Source organism: Pseudomonas sp. NBRC 111132 (genome assembly GCF_001320565.1).
GTDB lineage: Bacteria > Pseudomonadota > Gammaproteobacteria > Pseudomonadales > Pseudomonadaceae > Aquipseudomonas > Aquipseudomonas putida_P.
Map to the genome: position 1 here is coordinate 32,995 of NZ_BCBI01000006.1, position 14,095 is coordinate 47,089.

General features: G+C 63.3%; 14 protein-coding genes. 1 reads left to right on the top strand and 13 read right to left on the bottom strand.

Annotated features, from left to right (window positions below; all coding sequences use genetic code 11):
- Window positions 1-32 precede the first annotated feature (32 nt).
- The gene (locus APH35_RS04410) at window positions 33-1,349 is read left to right on the top strand and encodes a lytic murein transglycosylase (protein WP_060514262.1); all 1,317 of its coding nucleotides are present in this window, start codon (window positions 33-35) and stop codon (window positions 1,347-1,349) included.
- 90 nt (window positions 1,350-1,439) lie between these two features.
- On the opposite strand, the gene APH35_RS04415 is transcribed toward APH35_RS04410, so the two are convergent.
- From APH35_RS04415 to APH35_RS04475, 13 genes are all read right to left on the bottom strand, one after another.
- Entirely contained in the window at window positions 1,440-2,378 is a 939-nt protein-coding gene (locus APH35_RS04415; RefSeq protein WP_012274370.1) for a S66 peptidase family protein, read from the bottom strand.
- An 87-nt stretch (window positions 2,379-2,465) separates the two neighbouring features.
- A complete protein-coding gene (lipA, locus tag APH35_RS04420; RefSeq protein ID WP_012274371.1) occupies window positions 2,466-3,482 on the bottom strand; it encodes a lipoyl synthase in 1,017 nt (338 codons plus the stop codon).
- 2 nt (window positions 3,483-3,484) lie between these two features.
- On the bottom strand, window positions 3,485-4,132 hold the full coding sequence (lipB, locus tag APH35_RS04425) for a lipoyl(octanoyl) transferase LipB (RefSeq protein WP_012274372.1): 648 nt from the start codon (window positions 4,130-4,132) through the stop codon (window positions 3,485-3,487).
- Complete coding sequence (locus APH35_RS04430; RefSeq protein ID WP_003249736.1) at window positions 4,132-4,407, bottom strand: DUF493 domain-containing protein; 276 nt, start codon at window positions 4,405-4,407, stop codon at window positions 4,132-4,134. The genes lipB and APH35_RS04430 overlap by 1 nt, the downstream gene beginning before the upstream one ends.
- 73 nt (window positions 4,408-4,480) lie before the next feature.
- Window positions 4,481-5,641: a D-alanyl-D-alanine carboxypeptidase family protein gene (locus APH35_RS04435; protein WP_012274373.1), complete on the bottom strand. Its 1,161-nt coding sequence runs from the start codon at window positions 5,639-5,641 to the stop codon at window positions 4,481-4,483.
- Window positions 5,642-5,863: 222 nt separating this feature from the next.
- Window positions 5,864-6,865: a septal ring lytic transglycosylase RlpA family protein gene (locus tag APH35_RS04440; protein WP_060514263.1), complete on the bottom strand. Its 1,002-nt coding sequence runs from the start codon at window positions 6,863-6,865 to the stop codon at window positions 5,864-5,866.
- Entirely contained in the window at window positions 6,865-7,875 is a 1,011-nt protein-coding gene (gene mltB / locus APH35_RS04445) for a lytic murein transglycosylase B (RefSeq protein WP_012274375.1), read from the bottom strand. Before mltB ends, APH35_RS04440 begins: the two co-directional genes overlap by 1 nt.
- Before the next feature lie 17 nt (window positions 7,876-7,892).
- The gene (gene rodA, locus APH35_RS04450; RefSeq protein WP_049773313.1) at window positions 7,893-8,996 is read right to left on the bottom strand and encodes a rod shape-determining protein RodA; all 1,104 of its coding nucleotides are present in this window, start codon (window positions 8,994-8,996) and stop codon (window positions 7,893-7,895) included.
- 38 nt (window positions 8,997-9,034) lie between these two features.
- Window positions 9,035-10,924 (bottom strand): penicillin-binding protein 2, encoded by a 1,890-nt coding sequence (gene mrdA, locus APH35_RS04455; protein WP_012274377.1) that lies wholly within the window; start codon window positions 10,922-10,924, stop codon window positions 9,035-9,037.
- Window positions 10,925-10,940: 16 nt separating this feature from the next.
- Window positions 10,941-11,408 carry a 23S rRNA (pseudouridine(1915)-N(3))-methyltransferase RlmH gene (gene rlmH, locus APH35_RS04460; protein ID WP_012274378.1) on the bottom strand — a complete coding sequence of 156 codons (468 nt, stop codon included), beginning with the start codon at window positions 11,406-11,408 and terminating at the stop codon, window positions 10,941-10,943.
- 10 nt (window positions 11,409-11,418) lie between these two features.
- Complete coding sequence (rsfS, locus tag APH35_RS04465) at window positions 11,419-11,838, bottom strand: ribosome silencing factor (protein ID WP_009685825.1); 420 nt, start codon at window positions 11,836-11,838, stop codon at window positions 11,419-11,421.
- 43 nt (window positions 11,839-11,881) lie between these two features.
- Window positions 11,882-12,541, bottom strand: a complete 660-nt coding sequence (gene nadD, locus APH35_RS04470) for a nicotinate-nucleotide adenylyltransferase (protein WP_012274379.1) — start codon at window positions 12,539-12,541, stop codon at window positions 11,882-11,884.
- A 1-nt stretch (window position 12,542) separates the two neighbouring features.
- Window positions 12,543-13,814, bottom strand: coding sequence for a glutamate-5-semialdehyde dehydrogenase (locus APH35_RS04475; protein WP_060514264.1), 1,272 nt, complete (start codon window positions 13,812-13,814; stop codon window positions 12,543-12,545).
- Between the last annotated feature and the right edge of the window lie 281 nt (window positions 13,815-14,095).

Here is a 14,095-nt window from a genome sequence, read left to right on the forward strand (position 1 = left end):
TCGTCACCTGACCTGCAATTCTGGATCTGTGCATGCTCTTCCGTCTTCTCCCCCGTTGGGAAACCCGCCAGCTGATCGCGGCCTCCAGCTTCATCCTGCTTGTGGCCTGCGCGGAAAAACCCACCGCCGCCGACGCACTGCCGCTGGCCCCTGCCCAACCCGCTCCAGTGGTGACTGTGCCCGGCATAACGCCTGACGTCAGCACTGAAATCCAGCCTCTGCAAACCTTCGCCCAGTGGCAGGCAGGCTTCCGCCAGCAAGCCCTGCAAGCCGGCATCTCGCCGAGCACCTTCGACCGAGCCTTCCTCGGCGTCACCCCCGATATGGACGTGATCAAGGCCGACCGCAGCCAGCCGGAGTTCACCCGCCCGGTATGGGAATACCTCGAAGGCGCCCTATCGCCCCTGCGCGTGCGCAACGGCAAGAAGCTGCTGGAGCAGAACGCCGAACTGCTGACCCGCCTCGAACAACGCTATGGCGTCGACCGCCAGGTGCTGGTCGCGGTGTGGGGCATGGAAAGCAACTTTGGCCAGTTCCAGGGCAACAAGTCGGTGATCCGCTCGCTGGCCACCCTGGCCTATGAGGGCCGCCGCCCGCAGTTCGCCCAGGACCAGCTCATCGCCGCGCTACAGATCATTCAGCATGGCGACATCCAGCCCGAGGCCATGCGCGGTTCGTGGGCCGGCGCCATGGGCCAGACCCAGTTCATCCCGACCACCTACAACACCCATGCCGTGGACTTCGACGGTGATGGCCGCCGCGACATCTGGAACAGCACACCGGACGCCCTGGCCTCGACCGCGCATTACCTGCAAAGCTCGGGCTGGAAGCGTGGTCAGCCGTGGGGCTTCGAGGTACAGGTGCCGGCTGGTTTCGACTTCTGGCAGGCCGATGGCGCGCTGCGCAAACCGGTGAGCGAATGGCTGGCGATGGGCGTGAAACTGCCAGCAGGCACCCAGCTGCCGGCCGGTAGCAACCAGCTGTCTGCCGCCCTGCTGCTGCCGGCTGGCGCGCGCGGCCCGGCGTTCCTGGTACTGGACAACTTCCGCGCCATTCTCAAGTACAACAACTCGTCGTCCTACGCGCTGGCAGTGAGCCTGTTGGGTGACCGCTTTAGCGGCTGGGGCTTCATTGCCGGCGCTTGGCCGAAGGAAGACTTGCCGCTCAGCCGCAGCGAGCGCATGGAGTTGCAGAACCTGCTGAACAGCCGTGGGCATGATGCGGGCAATGCCGATGGCATTATCGGCGCCAACACCCGCAAGGCAATCCGTAATGCCCAGCAGGGGCTGGGGTGGCCGGCGGATGGATACCCGACCCACAAGCTGCTCGAGAGCTTGCGCCAGCAGTGAGATTGCCCGGGCCGCTCCCACAGGAGGATCGCATCGCTCTGGTGGGAGCGACCTTGTGTCGCGATGGGCTGCAACGCAGCCCCGGCAATCTCAAGCCTTGTACAAGTCCTGCTCCAGCACCAAGCTCTGCCGATCACTGTCCAGCCTGACCCGAGCCCCCAGCGGCAAACATACATTCGGGTCGCAATGCCCACTGCGCCACCCCGCCAGCACCGGCACACCCAGCGGCGCGAAAGTGTCCTCCAGCAACGGCGCCAACGCCGCCGTGGTAATCCCGGCAAAGTCCCCCACCAGCACACCTTTCACCCCCTCCAGCTTGCCTGCCAGACGCAACTGGGTCAGCAACCGGTCCACCCGGTACAACGGCTCGTTGACGTCCTCGATGAACAGGATGCACCCCTGGGTATCCAGTTCGGCAAGGGTCCCCATGGTCGCACCCAACATAGACAGGTTGCCGCCCAGCAGCGGCCCGCTGGCCGCTCCCGGCAACACACTGCTCAAGGCATAGTCCGCCGGGTGCGCGATCTGCTCGCCTGCCCGCACATGCCCGCCCAATTGCGCCAGCAACGACGACTCGGTCGGTGGCAACTTCGCCCCCAACAGGTCGGCATTGAGCATCCCCCCATGGAAGGTAACCAGCCCGGCATGCCGGTAGATCGCCGTGTGCAACGCAGTGATGTCGCTGTAACCGATCAACGGCTTAGGGTTGCGCCGAACCAGCTCGAAGTCGAGCTGGTCGAGCAAGCGCATGCTGCCGTAGCCACCACGCATGCACAGGATGGCGTCGATGGACGGGTCGGCAAAGGCATCGTGCAGGTCCTGCAGGCGCTGTTGGTCCGGCCCGGCCAGGTAACCCTGGGCTTGCAGGGCCCCCGGGTAGATACGACAACGGTAGCCACGGTCAGCGAACCACTGGCTGACCTTGTGCGTATCCAGACGCGCCGCACCCGCCGGGGCGACAATGGCAAAGCAGGCGTTGGCCGGCAGTGCGGCTGGCAGGCTGGGTTGAAAGGTTTCGGCGCAATTCATCGCGGCTCCTTGCAGCGCGTGTGGCACAAACAAAAATGCCGATGCCGCCTTACGGCGTGCATCGGCATAGGTCGCTCTGCGCTAGGCTCAGAGCTTGATCTTGGCTTCGTGAGCCTGTTGGTCGGCGTGGTACGAAGAGCGCACCAGCGGGCCGGAGGCAACGTTCTTGAAGCCCATCTTGTAACCTTCTTCGGCGAACCAGGCGAAGGTGTCCGGGTGCACGAAACGTTGTACCGGCAGGTGGCTGCGCGATGGCTGCAGGTACTGGCCGAGGGTGAGCATGTCGATTTCATGCTCACGCATGCGGTGCATCACCTCGATCACTTCTTCGTCGGTCTCGCCCAGGCCGAGCATCAAGCCCGACTTGGTCGGTACGTGCGGCACCATCTGCTTGAACTTCTGCAGCAGGTCCAGCGACCAGTCGTAGTCCGAGCCTGGGCGTGCGGCCTTGTACAGGCGCGGTACGGTTTCGAGGTTGTGGTTGAACACATCTGGCGGCTCTTGCGCGGTAATCTCCAACGCAACGTCCATGCGGCCACGGTAGTCCGGCACCAGGGTTTCCAGTTGCACACCCGGCGACAATGCGCGGATTTCGCGGATGCAGTCGGCAAAGTGCTGGGCACCGCCGTCACGCAGGTCGTCGCGGTCCACCGAGGTGATCACCACATACTTCAGGCGCAGGTCGGCAATCGCGACAGCCAGGTTTTTCGGCTCGTCCAGGTCCAGCGGTTTCGGCCGGCCGTGGCCAACGTCGCAGAACGGGCAACGACGGGTGCAGATGTCACCCATGATCATGAAGGTAGCGGTACCACCGGAGAAGCACTCGCCCAGGTTCGGGCAGGAGGCCTCTTCGCACACGCTGTGCAGCTTGTGCTTGCGCAGCAGTTGCTTGATGCGGTCTACCTCGGGCGACACCGGGATCCGCACGCGGATCCAGTCAGGCTTTTTCGGCAACTCGTCGGTAGGGATGATTTTTACCGGGATGCGCGCCACCTTGTCGGCGCCACGCAGCTTGACCCCAGCTTCCACCTTCTTTGGCGCTGGGCGCGGGGTGGCATCCTGGGTAGGTATCAGGTTCGGCACGGCTTCTTGCACAGTTGTCATATTCAGTCGATTCCGCCCGTGAGGGTCGTCTGCTCAGCGTAGTCGAGGTGCTTGACCAGCTGTCCGCGCAGCCTTGTCCTGACCTCGTCGAGTTCGATCGGGCCTGCCAGATCGCGCAGCTGGGTCATGGCCAGCCCCGCATAGCCGCAGGGGTTGATTCGGCGGAATGGCGCAAGGTCCATGTCCACGTTCAGGGCAAGGCCGTGGAACGAACGGCCGTTGCGGATTCGCAGGCCGAGGGAGGCGATTTTCGCTCCATCGACATAGACGCCCGGAGCATCGGGCTTGGCCGATGCCTGCACGTCGTAACTGGCGAGCAGGCCGATCAAGGCCTGTTCGATACGGCTGACCAGCTCACGCACGCCAAAGCCCAGCCGGCGCACGTCCAGCAGCAGGTAGGCCACCTGCTGACCGGGGCCATGATAGGTCACCTGGCCACCGCGGTCAGTCTGCACCACCGGGATGTCGCCCGGCACCAGCAGGTGCTCGGCCTTGCCAGCCTGGCCCTGGGTGAAGACCGCGGGGTGCTCGACCAGCCAGATTTCATCCTGACTGTCCGGGCTGCGCTGCTCGGTAAAACGGCGCATGGCCTCCAGCACCGGTTCATAGGGCTGCAGGCCAAGCTCGCGAAAACCGAGGCAAGCGGACATCAGAGCACCATTTTCACGATGCCGGTAGCGCGCAGGGCGCTGTTGATATCGTGCAGCTGGTTCTCGCTTTCGGCAACGATGTGCAATTGCACGGTGGTGTACTTGCCTTCCTTGCTCTGGCGTTCGGCCAGGGTGGAAAGGTCGACTTTGGCGTGCTTGCTGAGAATCTCGATGACCGTGTCCTTGAAACCGACAACGGTATCGCCGATTACCTTGATCGGGTAATCGTCGCAAGGGAATTCGATCTTATGCGACTTGACGTCTGGTTCGCTCATGGCGGAAACGGCCTCGTAAGCCGTGGCAACAACAACGCCCCCGCGAGATACGCGGGGGCATGCAGGTCACGTATCAGTTGAACAACCCGTAGAAGAATAGACGGATGCTATCCCACATACGGCGGAAGAAACCACCTTCCTCGACGCCATCGAGGGCGATCAGGTCGGCGCTGTGAACCACTTTCTCGTCCAGTTTGACTTCCACTTTGCCGATCACGTCACCTTTGGCGATCGGTGCGGTGAGCTGCGGGTTCATGGTCATCGAAGCCTGCAGGCGCTTCAATTGGCCTTTAGGCATAGTCATGGTGAGGTCGTCAGCCAGGCCAGCCTTGATCTGGCCGGTGGCGCCCTTCCAGACCGGAGCCTGGGTCAGCTCGGTGCCCTTCTGGTAGAAGGTCTGGGTTTCGAAGAAGCGGAAGCCATAGGTCAGCAGCTTTTGGGTCTCGGCAGCACGCGACTGCTCGCTGTTGGTGCCGAACACCACGGCGATCAGGCGCTGGCCATCGCGAACGGCCGAAGCCACCATGCAGTAGCCAGCCTCGTCGGTGTGGCCGGTTTTCAGGCCATCGACGGTCTTGTCACGCCACAGCAGCAGGTTGCGGTTGGGCTGCTTGATGTTGTTCCAGAAGAACTCTTTCTGCGAGTAGATCGCGTAGTGAGCCGGGTCGACGGTGATGATCGCGCGGGCCAGGGTCGCCATGTCGTGCGCCGACGAGTAGTGCTCCGGGTTCGGCAGGCCAGTCGGGTTCATGAAGTGGCTGTTGGTCATGCCCAGGTCGGCAGCCGTCTTGTTCATCATGTCGGCAAACGCATCTTCGCTGCCGGCGATGTGCTCGGACAAGGCGACCGAGGCGTCGTTACCGGACTGAATGATGATGCCGTGCAGCAGGTCGCTGACAGTCACCTGGCTGCCAACTTTGATGAACATGCGCGAACCGCCGGTACGCCAGGCGTTTTCGCTGACGGTAACCGGGTCGTTCTCACCGATTTGGCCACGGCGGATGTCCAGGGTGGCGATGTAGGCGGTCATCAGCTTGGTCAGGCTGGCTGGCGGCAGGCGCTCGTCACCGTTGTTCTCGACCAGCACGTTGCCGCTGGACGCGTCCATGAGTACGTAGGACTTGGCTGCCAGTTGCGGTGGCGCCGGCGTCATCTGCTCTGCCGCGAAGGCGGCAGGCGTGATCATCAGCAGTACAGGCAGGCAAAGTCGTTTGGCAAGGTTGGTGATGTTCATCCGTCTCTCGAAAATCGCTAATGGTCTGAGATGTTCCCTGGGCAAGATCATGTGCCCAGCGCCAGTCAGTCTAGTTTTATGGCCGGTGGCCTGGCCCGCGAACGTGCGGCTTTATGTCGCTGCGGGCAAAAGCCGTCATTGTACATGGGCGCGCCCGGCAATTCATGACAAAACCGACAGTTTGGAGTTGCCCTGCAGGACCGGGCAAGCCCGCTCCCACAGTCAGTCAGCTGTGACCAGCTTGGCCTGCCCCAAGTTCGCCAGGCGGATGCTGTCTTGTGCTTGCTGGATCTCACCTTGGCTGCCAATCGGCCCCAGGCGCACGCGGTGCAGGGTCTGCTGGTTTCGCACGATCGAGCTGATGAACACCGGCGCGCTGACCATGGTGCTGAGCTTGGAGCGCAGCAACTCGGCAGCGTCCGGGTTGGCGAAAGCGCCTACCTGCAGGAAGCTGCCGCCGTTGCCGCCGGGTACATTGTTGCCACCTACCTGAACCGGCACCACCGGCGCCGCATGCTGCTGTGGCGGCGGGGTCCATTGCTCGACGCGCCCGGTGCTGGCCGGGATCGCTTGGGTCTGCGCCACTTGTGGCTCTTTCAGCACCATCGGCGGCGTCTGGCCACGCTGGGCCCACCACTGCTGCGGGTCGATACCCTCGACGCGCACGTGCGCGGTGCCGATCTCCGCATAGCCGAGCTTTTTCGCCGCGGCATAGGACAGGTCGATGATGCGGTCGGAATAGAACGGGCCACGGTCGTTCACCCGCAGGATCACGCTACGGCCGTTGGCCAGGTTGGTCACCCGCACATAGGCCGGCAGCGGCAGGGTCTTGTGCGCCGCGCTCATGCCATACAGGTCGTACAGCTCGCCGTTAGCGGTGTTTTGCCCGTGGAACTTGGTGCCATACCACGACGCCGTGCCCTCGGCGCGGTAGTTGCGCGAGTCCTGCATCGGGTAGTACGTCTTGCCCAGCACCGTGTACGGGTTGGCCTTGTAGTTGCCGGTATGCACGGTCGGCGTGGCATCGGGGATCTTGTTCACATCCACGTCCCACCACGGTGCGCCGTCCTTGTGCGCCCGGTTGATGTCCAGGCCCGGCTGGCTGCGCACGACATTGCCACTGCTTTGCTGGGCCGGGCGGTTGGAAGAGCAACTGGCCAGCGCCACGCCGACGGCGAGGCAGGTGAACAGCTTGAAAGCGTTGCCAGAAATGATTGCACGCATTACTTGACGCCCCGTACTTGAACCAGCTGTTCCGCGAGCTGATGCACCGCCATGGCATACATCACGCTGCGGTTGTAGCGAGTGATCGCATAGAAGTTCTTCAGGCCCATCCAGTACTCGGGGCCGTTGTCGCCCTCGAGACGGAAGGCGGTAACCGGCAGATCATCGCGCAGCGAATCATGAACCGACCAGCCAAGCCCGCGCAACTCCCCTACCGTTTTCACCGGCTCGATGCCGGTAGTCAGGCCTTCGTCTGCGCGCTCACCTTCGATCCAGGCACGGCTGACCACACCCTCACCAGCCACCCAGCCGTGGCGCTTGAAGTAGCTGGCCACGCTGCCGATGGCATCGTCCGGGTTGTTCCAGATATTGATATGACCGTCGCCGTCGAAGTCCACCGCGTAGTTGCGAAAACTGCTTGGCATGAACTGCGGCAAGCCCATGGCGCCGGCGTACGAGCCCTTGAGCGTCAAGGGGTCGAGCTGTTCCTCACGCGCCAGCAGCAGGAACTCGCGCAGCTCCTTGCGGAAGAATTCGGCCCGTGGCGGGTAGTCGAAGCCCAAGGTCGACAGGGCGTCGATCACGCGGTAGTTGCCGGTATTGCGGCCGAAGAAGGTTTCCACGCCGATGATCGCGACAATGTACTGCGCCGGTACGCCGTATTCCTGCTCGGCACGCGCCAATACCGCCTCATGCTGGCGCCAGAAATCTACACCGCGGGCAATGCGCGCATCGGTGAGGAACATCGGCCGGTAGTCCTTCCACGGTTTTACCCGTTCGGCCGGGCGCGAAATGGCGTCGAGGATCGACTGCTTGCGCTGTACCTCACGGAACACGCCCATCAGTTGCTCAGGGGCAAAACCATAGTCGCGGCTCATTTCGCCAACGAACTCGGTTACCTGCGGCGAGCCCTCGTAATCACCGGCATGGGCCAGCTGTACAGCGCCGAACAGGCCCACCGCACCGATCCACGGCGCACAACGGGCAGCCCAGTTACGCACTGCTTGCATGAAATTGTTCACCTTATTCAAACCTGCGCGATCCATTTGCGGTGCGTATGGATCGACATCAGAACGCCAAACGCTGAAAGCAGCGTCACCAACGATGTTCCGCCATAACTGATGAAAGGCAGCGGCACGCCCACCACGGGCAGAAGGCCGCTGACCATTCCAATATTGACGAACACGTATACAAAAAAGGTCATGGTCAGGCTGCCCGCAAGCAGCTTGCCAAACAGGGTCTGTGCCTGGGCGGTGATCATCAGGCCACGGCCGATCAGCAGCAGGTAGACGATCAACAGCAGGCAGATACCGACCAGGCCGAATTCCTCACCAAGCACGGCGATGATGAAGTCGGTGTGGCTTTCCGGCAGGAAGTCCAGGTGCGACTGAGTGCCGAGCAGCCAGCCCTTGCCGAACACGCCGCCCGAGCCGATCGCCGCCTTGGACTGGATGATGTTCCAACCGGTGCCCAACGGGTCGCTTTCCGGGTCGAGGAAGGTCAGCACCCGCTGCTTCTGGTAGTCGTGCATGACGAAGAACCACATCGCCACCGCCACCGGCACCGTCGCGGCCAGCACGCTGAGGATCCAGCGCCAGCGCAGGCCACCCATGAACAGCACGAAGGCGCCGGAGGCGAGAATCAGCAAGGCTGTGCCCAGGTCGGGCTGACGCACGATCAGGATGAACGGCACGCCAATCAGCACCAGGCTGATTGCCACGTGCTTCAAATGCGGCGGCAAGGTGCGTTTGGACAGGTACCAGGCGATGGTCGCCGGCATGATGATCTTCATGAATTCCGAGGGCTGGAAGCGAATCACCCCGGGGATGTTGATCCAGCGCGTGGCGCCCATGGCGTTGTGGCCCATCACGTCCACCACTACCAGCAACAGCACCCCGGCCAGGTAGGCCAGCGGCACCCAGCGGGCCATGAAGCGCGGCTCCAGCTGGGCGATGACGAACATCGACACCAGGCCGATGCCGAACGAGGTGGCCTGCTTGAGCAGCAGGTCCCAGTTCTTGCCACTGGCCGAGTAAAGGACGAACAGGCTGCCAGCCGCAAGGGTCAGCAGAATGATCAGCAGGGGGCCGTCGACATGGATGCGCTGCAGAAAGCTGGCGCGCCGACGCATCACATCCTCGCTGGAGAGCATGCGATCGAAATTGTTCATCACAGAGGCGATTCCTGGGTAACGGTGGCAGGCGCGAACTCGGGCTTGAGCCGGCCATTTTCGTCGAGCAGCCAGGCGTCCATGATCTGGCGTACCACCGGCGCGGCGACACCAGAGCCGGACTCACCGTTCTCGACCATCACCGACACCACGATTTTCGGGGCCTCGGCCGGGGCAAAAGCGACGAACAGCGCGTGGTCGCGGTGGCGCTCCTGGAGCTTGTTGCGGTCGTACTTTTCGCCCTGCTTGATCGCCACCACCTGGGCGGTACCGCTCTTGCCGGCAATGCGGTACTGAGCACCGGCGGCGGCCTTGCGCGCGGTACCACGGGCGTTGTGCATCACCTGCTCCATGCCATGGGTGACCTTGGCCCAGTCGGACTTGTCACGCAGCACGATGTCTTCCATCGGGTTGTCGTCCACCGGTGCCTGGCCTTCGATGGTCTTGGCCAGGTGCGGGCGGTTCCACACGCCTTTGTTGGCGATCAATGCAGTGGCCTGGGCCAGTTGCAGCGGCGTGGCCTGCATGTAGCCCTGGCCGATGCCGAGAATCAGGGTTTCGCCGGGGAACCAGGCCTGGCGACGGGTAGCACGCTTCCATTCGCGCGAAGGCATCAACCCGGCGGACTCCTCGAACATGTCGAGGGAAACCCGCTGGCCGATGCCGAACTTGTTCATGTAGCTGGACAGCCGATCGATGCCCATCTTGTGCGCAAGGTCGTAGAAGTAGGTGTCGTTGGACCGCATGATGGCGGTGTCCAGGTCGACCCAGCCATCACCGGAACGGTTCCAGTTACGGTATTTGTGATCGTAGTTGGGCAACTGGTAGTAGCCCGGGTCGAACACCCGGCTGCCCGCATTGACCACACCACTGTCCAGGCCAGCAATGGCCACCGCCGGCTTGATGGTCGAACCCGGTGGGTACAGGCCGCGCAGCACGCGGTTGAACAGCGGCCGGTCTATCGAGTCGCGCAGTTCGGCATAGGCCTTGAAGCTGATGCCGGTGACGAACAGGTTGGGGTCGAAGCTTGGCTGGCTGACCATTGCCAGCACCTCGCCGGTCCGAGGGTCGAGCGCCACCACCGCACCGCGTCGGCCACCCAGGGCAGCCTCGGCAGCCTCCTGCAGCTTGATGTCCAGGCTCAGCACAATGTCCTTGCCCGGTTTCGGGTCGGTGCGCTTGAGCACCCGCAGCACACGGCCACGGGCGTTGGTCTCGACTTCCTCGTAACCTACCTGGCCGTGCAGGGCATCTTCGTAGAAGCGCTCGATGCCCGTCTTGCCGATATGGTGGGTGCCGCTGTAGTTCACCGGGTCGAGCGTTTTCAGCTCTTTCTCGTTAATCCGCCCTACATAACCCACCGAATGGGCGAAATGCGCACCCTGCGGGTAATGCCGCACCAGCTGGGCCACCACTTCCACGCCCGGCAGGCGGAACTGGTTTACCGCCACCCGGGCGATCTGCTCTTCGTTGAGCTCGAACAGGATCGGCACCGGCTCGAACGGCCGGCGGCCCTGGCGCATGCGCTTCTCGAACAGGGCGCGGTCGTCGTCGGTCAGCTCCAGCACTTCAACGATGGTATCCAGCACTTCCTGCCAGTTACCCGCGCGTTCGCGGGTCATCGACAGGCTGAAGCTGGGCCGGTTATCGGCGACGATCACCCCATTGCGGTCGAAGATCAGCCCGCGGGTCGGCGGGATCGGCTGCACGTGCACCCGATTGTTTTCCGACAGCGTGGAGTGGTAGTCGTACTGGATGATCTGCAGGTAGTACAGCCGCGCAATCAGCACGCAAATAAGCAGCATGATCGCCACCGCGCCGACCACGACGCGGTTGCGCACCAGGCGGGCGTCTTTCTCGTGGTCCTTGAGACGGATCGGCTGCGACATCGGACTGCTTACAGGCTCATTTGTGGTAAGGGTGCCCGGACAGCACGGTCCAGGCGCGGTAGATCTGCTCGCCGATGAGTATCCTTACCAACGGGTGCGGCAAAGTCAGCGGCGACAGCGACCAACGTTGCTCGGCGCGCGCGCAAACCTCGGGCGCCAGGCCTTCCGGGCCACCCACCATCAAATTCACCGTGCGCGCATCCAGGCGCCAGCGGTCCAGCTCGGTGGCCAACTGCTCGGTACTCCAGGGCTTGCCATGGACCTCGAGGGTGACAATGCGTTCCCCAGGCTGCACCTTGCTCAGCATGGCTTCGCCCTCCTGACGGATCAGACGGGCGACGTCGGCATTCTTGCCACGGGTATTCAGCGGGATTTCCACCAGCTCCAGCGACAGCTCGGTGGGCAGGCGCTTGGCATATTCATGCCAGCCTTCCTCGACCCACTTGGGCATGCGCGAGCCGACCGCAATCAGGCGCAGACGCACAGCGCTTTCCTTATTCGCGGTCTTTGAGCTTGTCGGAGTACTCGTGAGCATGGTCCGGGCTGTGGTGCTTGCCATCGGCGGCACGGCTTTGCTCGGCACCCTGCCACAGACGCTCCAGGTCGTAGAACTGGCGGGCAGCGGCGGTCATCATGTGCACGATGACGTCGTTCAGGTCCAGCAGCACCCAGTCGCTGTCGCCTTTGCCTTCTTCACCCAGTGGCTGGGCGCCCTTGGCCTTGACCGCTTCACGGACCTTTTCGGCCATCGCGTTGATCTGGCGGTTGGAGGTACCGGTGGCAATGATCATGTAGTCGGTCAGGCTGTGCTTTTCGCGCACGTCGATGACCTGGATGTCCTGGGCCTTGACGTCTTCCAGCGCTGCCTTGGTCACTGCGACCAGTTCTTCGCCGTAAATTTTTTGCTTGGTCATAAAAAACTCGTTCAACTCGTTGGATGAGGCGCCAGAGGCACCGTCAGTTGGGCGCACGATACAGTTCGTGCGCCTCGATATAGGCCAGTACGGCGTCCGGCACCAGGAACCTCACCGATTTGCCGCTGGCCAGCAGCTGTCGGATCTGTGTAGCCGACACCGCAAGCGGCGTCTGCCAGACGAACGAAATATTTCCCGCCGGGCCGGACATGGCGGTGGGATCGCTCTCCGAGCGCGCAGCCAGCAGGTTGCGCAGCTCATCAGGGGGTTCTACGTCGGCATCCGGGCGTTGCAGCACCAGGATGTGACAGTGTTGCAGCAACTCTTCCCAGCGGTGCCAGGCAGGCAGGCCACAAAAGGCATCCCAGCCCAGCACCAGGAACAGCTGGTCGTTGCCGGCCAGTTCGGCGCGGATCGATTCCAGCGTATCGATGGTGTACGACGGCTTGTCGCGCTCCAGCTCGCGGGCGTCGACGCTCAGGCAAGCGACGCCCTGCACCGCTTCACGCACCATGGCCAGGCGATCCTGCGCGGCCACCTGTGGCGTGTCGCGGTGTGGCGGCCGGGCATTGGGCAACAGGCGCAACTCGTCCAGCCCCATGAGCTCGGCCACTTCCAGCGCGCTGCGCAGGTGGCCGATATGCACGGGGTCGAAGGTGCCGCCTAGAATGCCGATGCGCCGGACTGCCTGGGCCTTGCTCAACTCAGCAGGTCCCCTGGCCGCGCAGCTGGCCGTCACCGATTACCACGTACTTCTCGCAGGTCAGGCCTTCCAGGCCGACCGGGCCACGGGCATGCAGCTTGTCGGTGGAAATACCGATTTCCGCGCCCAGGCCGTACTCGAAGCCGTCGGCAAAGCAGGTCGGGGTGTTGAGCATGACCGACGCTGAATCGACTTCAGCCATGAACTGGCGGGCTTCACCCTGGTGTTCGCTGATGATCGAGTCGGTGTGGTGCGAGCCATAGTGGTTGATGTGCTCGATGGCCTGGTCCAGGCCATCGACGACGCGGATCGACAGGATCGCGTCCAGGTACTCGGTGTGCCAGTCGTCTTCAGTGGCCGATTTGGCCTCGACCAGCGCGCGAGTACGCTCGCAGCCACGCAGCTCCACGCCCTTCTCCTGGAAGCGGCGGGCCATTTCCGGCAGGAAGCGCTCCGCCACCCGCTGGTCGACCAGCAGGGTTTCCATGGCGCCGCAAATGCCGTAGCGGTAGGTCTTGGCGTTGAAGGCCACGTTCCAGGCCTTGTCCAGGTCGGCATGCTGGCTGACATAAACGTGGCAGATGCCGTCCAGGTGCTTGATCACCGGCACGCGGGCATCGCGGCTGATGCGTTCGATCAGGCCACGGCCACCGCGCGGCACAATGACGTCGACGAACTGCGGCATGCTGATCAGCGCGCCCACGGCTTCGCGGTCGGTGGTCTCGACCACCTGCACCACGGCTGCCGGCAGGCCGGCTTCGGCCAGACCACGCTGGATGCAGGTGGCAATGGCGCGGTTGGAATGGATGGCTTCGGAGCCGCCACGCAGGATGGTCGCGTTACCCGACTTCAGGCACAGGCTGGCGGCATCGATGGTCACGTTCGGGCGCGACTCGTAGATGATCCCGATCACCCCCAGCGGCGTGCGCATTTTGCCGACCTGAATACCCGATGGGCGGTAGCTCATGTCGCGGATGGCACCGACCGGGTCCGGCAGGCTGGCCACCTGGCGCAGGCCGGTGATCATGCCGTCGATGCGTGCCGGGGTCAGCGCCAGGCGGTCGAGCAGCGCTGGCTCCAGGCCATTGGCGCGGCCAGCGGCCAGGTCCAGCTCATTGGCAGCAGTGAGCTCGGCACGGGCGGCGTCCAGCGCATCGGCGGCGGCTTGCAGGGCGCGGTTCTTCTGCGCGGTGCTGGCACGGCCGATCACCCGGGAAGCCTCACGGGCGGCGCGACCCAGGCGGGTCATATAGTCAAGAACGGACTCAGTCATGGGTTCGGTGTCTTGGCGAAGGGGAAATCGGCTGATTATAACTGCCGCGCAGGTGTACGCCCAGCGGCGGGTGGCGGATGGTAGAAAATGGCTGGGGCAATGGACGGGAAAGATGTAACCAGGGTTATCGAAAAATTCACCACCCGTTGTGGCCTTTTCGCGGGCACGCCCACGCCCACAGGGCTTTCATAAGGCCTGCCCCCTTACAACGACACTGCCAACATCACGATCGATTCAGCCTCGATTAAGCCATTCATTGCTATCATCCCGCCTCCCCAGCC

What these genes read in the sequence shown, in the direction of transcription:
- APH35_RS04410 (WP_060514262.1), top strand. Translation starts at nt 33, where the DNA reads ATGCTCTTCCGTCTTCTCCCCCGTTGGGAAACCCGCCAGCTGATCGCG.
- APH35_RS04415 (WP_012274370.1), bottom strand. Translation starts at nt 2,378, where the DNA reads ATGAATTGCGCCGAAACCTTTCAACCCAGCCTGCCAGCCGCACTGCCG.
- lipA (WP_012274371.1), bottom strand. Translation starts at nt 3,482, where the DNA reads ATGACAACTGTGCAAGAAGCCGTGCCGAACCTGATACCTACCCAGGAT.
- lipB (WP_012274372.1), bottom strand. Translation starts at nt 4,132, where the DNA reads ATGTCCGCTTGCCTCGGTTTTCGCGAGCTTGGCCTGCAGCCCTATGAA.
- APH35_RS04430 (WP_003249736.1), bottom strand. Translation starts at nt 4,407, where the DNA reads ATGAGCGAACCAGACGTCAAGTCGCATAAGATCGAATTCCCTTGCGAC.
- APH35_RS04435 (WP_012274373.1), bottom strand. Translation starts at nt 5,641, where the DNA reads ATGAACATCACCAACCTTGCCAAACGACTTTGCCTGCCTGTACTGCTG.
- APH35_RS04440 (WP_060514263.1), bottom strand. Translation starts at nt 6,865, where the DNA reads ATGCGTGCAATCATTTCTGGCAACGCTTTCAAGCTGTTCACCTGCCTC.
- mltB (WP_012274375.1), bottom strand. Translation starts at nt 7,875, where the DNA reads ATGCAAGCAGTGCGTAACTGGGCTGCCCGTTGTGCGCCGTGGATCGGT.
- rodA (WP_049773313.1), bottom strand. Translation starts at nt 8,996, where the DNA reads ATGCGTCGGCGCGCCAGCTTTCTGCAGCGCATCCATGTCGACGGCCCC.
- mrdA (WP_012274377.1), bottom strand. Translation starts at nt 10,924, where the DNA reads ATGTCGCAGCCGATCCGTCTCAAGGACCACGAGAAAGACGCCCGCCTG.
- rsfS (WP_009685825.1), bottom strand. Translation starts at nt 11,838, where the DNA reads ATGACCAAGCAAAAAATTTACGGCGAAGAACTGGTCGCAGTGACCAAG.
- APH35_RS04475 (WP_060514264.1), bottom strand. Translation starts at nt 13,814, where the DNA reads ATGACTGAGTCCGTTCTTGACTATATGACCCGCCTGGGTCGCGCCGCC.